1 protein-coding gene is annotated in these 457 nt (G+C 47.7%); it reads left to right on the top strand.

Annotation, left to right across the window (positions count from 1 at the left end; genetic code table 11):
* On the top strand, positions 1-457 hold a 457-nt coding region (locus PSI23_RS22070), incomplete at both ends, for an IS630 family transposase (protein ID WP_273557053.1).

Genomic DNA, 457 nt, shown 5'->3' with positions numbered 1-457 from the left:
ATGAACAGGCGGGAAAACCGATTGTTTATCTCGATGAAAGCGGCTTTGCGCAATCTATGCCCCGTACACACGGCTATTCGACAAAAGGATGGCGCTGCTTCGGTACACACGATTGGCAGGCCAAAGGTCGCATTAATGTCATTGGCGCCATCCTCAAAATGACCTTCGTGACCTTAAGCTTATTTTCTGGAAACATTAATGCGGATGTCTTTCATGCCTGGATGACACAAGATTTGCTGCCAAAGCTCCCAGGCGGGGCCGTGATTGTGATGGATAATGCCCCATTCCATAAACGGCATGACACGATAAAAGCGATAGCAGACCACGGTTGCCTGTTGGAATGGTTACCCCCTTACAGCCCGGATTTGAATCCCATCGAACCCAAATGGGCTGAAGTCAAAGCGATAAGAAGACGAGAAAGGTGTTCAATTGATGAACTGTTTATGGTACATGTTGA

Origin of the sequence: Xenorhabdus yunnanensis, assembly GCF_028598805.1 — a bacterium.
GTDB classification, from domain to species: domain Bacteria; phylum Pseudomonadota; class Gammaproteobacteria; order Enterobacterales; family Enterobacteriaceae; genus Xenorhabdus; species Xenorhabdus yunnanensis.
Note: the sequence above shows the minus strand (reverse complement) of the source record. Positions and strands in the feature narration are given on the sequence as shown.